This window comes from uncultured Amnibacterium sp. (genome assembly GCF_964244015.1).
Lineage (GTDB): Bacteria > Actinomycetota > Actinomycetes > Actinomycetales > Microbacteriaceae > Amnibacterium.
Genome location: NZ_CAXTHO010000085.1, coordinates 9,700 through 13,111, shown reverse-complemented (window position 1 = coordinate 13,111; position 3,412 = coordinate 9,700). Strand labels below are relative to the sequence as shown.

At 73.3% G+C, this 3,412-nt stretch carries 1 protein-coding gene; it reads right to left on the bottom strand.

Annotated features, from left to right (window positions below; all coding sequences use genetic code 11):
• The coding region (locus ACFE67_RS10425) for an AAA family ATPase (protein ID WP_375406807.1) at positions 1–3,149 on the bottom strand (3,149 nt) is incomplete at its 3' end.
• Between the last annotated feature and the right edge of the window lie 263 nt (positions 3,150–3,412).

Below are 3,412 nucleotides of genomic sequence, written 5' to 3'. Positions count from 1 at the left end.
CTGTGCCCGACCGACTCCGCCAGGGTGACGACGATGAACGGCTCCGCCTGGTCGCGGGTGAAGAACTCGGTGACGTCGCCGCGGCGCACCAGGGCCTTCATCACGGCCTGCTGCACGCGGATCGCGTGCTTGGCGCTCCCCGAGACGACCATCAGCGACTCCCGCGGGCGACTCGACGCGTGGTCGAGCACGCGCTCGACGACCCGCTGCACCTCCGCCTCCACGGCCTCGATGGTGCCGCTCTCGGCGTCGGGCATGCCGTGGCCGTTGTCGACGTAGTCGAGCACGAGGCTGCCGTGGCCGAGGAACGTGCCCGCCCAGGGCACGCTCTCGATGCGGCCGTCGTAGAACCGGCGGTTCACCAGCTCGGCGAGGTCCTCGCCGCCCGCGCGGTAGCTCGTCGTCAGCTCGAGCGTCGGCACCAGATCGGCGAGGCGCGCGAACACGCTGTCGGCGTGCCGCTCGTCGAGGCGCTTCTGCGTCTCCTGCTCGTGCTCGGTCTCGCGGATCGCGATGTCGAACGGCATCGGCGTCTGCGTGACCGGATCCCCGAACACGACGACCTGCTTCGCTCGGCGGATCGCGCCGAGCCCCTCCGCGAAGCTCAGCGCCCCCGCATCGACGACGAACACGGTGTCGAAGGTGACCTCGCCGAGGGTGTGCACGTCGTAGGGGGACGCGAGCCAGACCGGGGCGAGCAGCTTGATCAGGTGCGGCGCCTCGCGGTGCAGCACCGCGATGTCGTCGACCTTGTTCTGCAGCAGCTGCCGCAGCGCCGCCGCCTCCGGCCCGCGGTCCGCGAGGGCGAGCCGCCACGAGTCGGCGAGCTGCCAGGCGAGCCGCTTCGCATTCGCACCCGCGTGCGCCTCGTCGACGAGGCGGAAGTCCTGCTCGAGCCGGTCGAGCACGGTCGTGTTCGCGCCGAGCAGCGCCGGGTCCTCGGCGAGCAGCCGCTCCAGCACGCTCTTCCACCACGCCAGCTCCAGCTCGGCGCCGACCCGCTCGGGCGGCACGTGCCGGCCCGCGAGGTCCTCCAGCAGCGGCGACAGGTCCTGCGACTTCAGCCGCGACATCACGGTCTGCCGGTCCTGCAGGTTCTCGAGCACGTCGGAGTCCGCGGCGAGCGCCGCGAGCCGGTCGCCGAGGTTGTCGATCGGCTCGTGGAGGAGGGAGTCGGGCGTCCCCGCGAGCCCGAGCGGATCGTCGAGCGCGGCGAGGTCCGCCTCCACCGCCCGGTACTCGGTCCACACGTCGGTGATCCCGGCGGGCACGTCCGGCGCCTGCCCGCTCGTGACGAAGCGCTGGTACAGCACCCGCTGCTGCTGGATCCGCGAGAGCCAGTCGTGCAGGTCGGTCACGTGCACCCCGGGCCGCAGGTACTCCTTCGCGAGCCGGTGCAGGCGCCTCCGGTTGACGCTCGACATCTCGCGGGACTCGCGGCGGGGCCCGGTGGCGATGATCAGCTCGCCGAGCGGCCGGTCGAACACGGCGGGCTGGAACTTGTCGAGCGTCTCGCGGATGTCGAGCAGCAGCTTGAGGTAGATCCCGAGCTCGCCGACGGTGCCGAACGGCCGGAACCGCGAGCCGGCGATCAGCTGGTCCGCGTGCTCGAGCAGCCGAGGCACCTCGGCGCCCTGGAGGCGCTTGGCGAGCGCGTGCGCCGTCGCGGCCGCCTGACCGTCGGCGAAGGCCGCGCCGTACCAGGGCGAGTCCATCGGGCCGATCCGGAACTCGCCGAGCGATGCGGCGCGCAGCAGGTCCTCCTGCACCGCTCCCCGATCGGTCGCCAACGCCTCCATCGCCCTGGTCGACAGGCGCGCGGTCGTCGCCGGCGGGCTGGGCAGCAGCGCGAGGCGGGCGAGCTCGCCGAGCGCGTCCAGCACGCTGACGTGCAGGACGGGGTCGCGGCGGCCGAGCGCGGCGCGGTAGTCGAGCAGCACGGACCGGAGGCGGGTGAGGGCCTCGTCGACCTCGCTCGTCTCGGCGGCGACGGCCTTCTCGTTGCGGGAGATCGCGTGGATCAGGTCGCGGCGCACGGAACGGCCGGAGGCGGTGAGCCCGGGCAGCCCGATGTCGGCGAGGCGGTCCGCGACGGACCGGAGGGTCGCGTGCCGTGGGCTGACGACGAGCACGCGCTTGTGCTGCGCGACGAGCACGCCGATCGCGTTCACGATCGTCTGCGTCGCGCCCGTGCCGGGGAGGGCGTGCACGGCGAGGTGGTGGCCGGCGGCGATCTCGGCGACCGCCTGCTCCTGCTCGAGGTCCGCGTCGAGCAGCGCACCGTCGAGCGTCGGCGGCCGCTGGTCCTGCGGGATGACCTCGACCCGGTCGGTCGCCCCGGTGATCCTCGCGAACGCGGTCGGGTTGCCGGCCACCGCGTCGATGACGGGGTGCGAGAGGTCCTTCGCGTCGGTGAGCAGCGCCGCGCCGACCTCGCCGAACGAGGAGATCAGCAGCCGCGGCTGCACGCTGAACCGCTGGAGGTGCGCGGTCAGCTCGCGCAGCCGGTCGATCACGGGCTGCGGCTTGAACGCGCCGGCCTGCAGCGCGAGCGCGACGAACGCGGCGGGGTCGAGCTCGATGTCGTACTGCTCGCGCATCGCCGCGACCAGGCCGGGGTTCAGGGTCAGCGCGCCCTTCAGCCGCAGCTCGAAGTCGCGGCCGTAGCGGCGGATCGCGAGCGGGCGGAGGAGCACCGGGCCGCGGAAGTCCTGCTTCTCGAACCGCCACTCCGCGAGCCCGATCGCGAGGTGCATGCCGTCGAGGCCGCGCGTCGCGGCGAGCTCGACCGCCTTCGCGGTGAGCGTCGAGGCGGCCGCGCTGGCCGTCCGGAACGCGATGTCGTCGCGGATCAGGTTCGACAGCAGCGTCGTCTTGCCGGTGATGAACTGCGCGAGTCCGGAGGGATGCGTCGTCGACAGCTCGATCCGTGTCCGCACCGAGTCCTCGAACCGGATCAGCGCCGAAACCCCGCCGACGTGCGCGAGCTCGTCGCGCCACCGATCCCAGGCGCCGACGGCGCTGTTCACGGGCGTGAAGCGCGGGTCCCCGACGCTGACGGCGTTCGGCGTCGACCCGTGCCCGGTGCCGGTCGAAACGCGGGAAGCGGCGCGGTCGGGCGCCCCCTCCTGCTCCTCGGCATACAGCACCCTGCCACTGTAGGTCGGCGCCATCCGCCGCCCGGGGTGGCGCGCGGCGCGCCGGTCGACGGAACGGTGGTAGTGAGGGACACTGATCGGTCGCTGCCCCGCCGCCTCCTCCTCCTCCCGCTCGCTGATCGAGGTGCGAGCGCAGCGTCCCGCCCGCTGATCGAGGTGCGAGCGCAGCCTCCCGCCCGCTGATCGAGGTGCGAGCGCAGCCTCCCGCCCGCTGATCGAGGTGCGAGCGCAGCGAGCCTCGAGATCACCGGTCG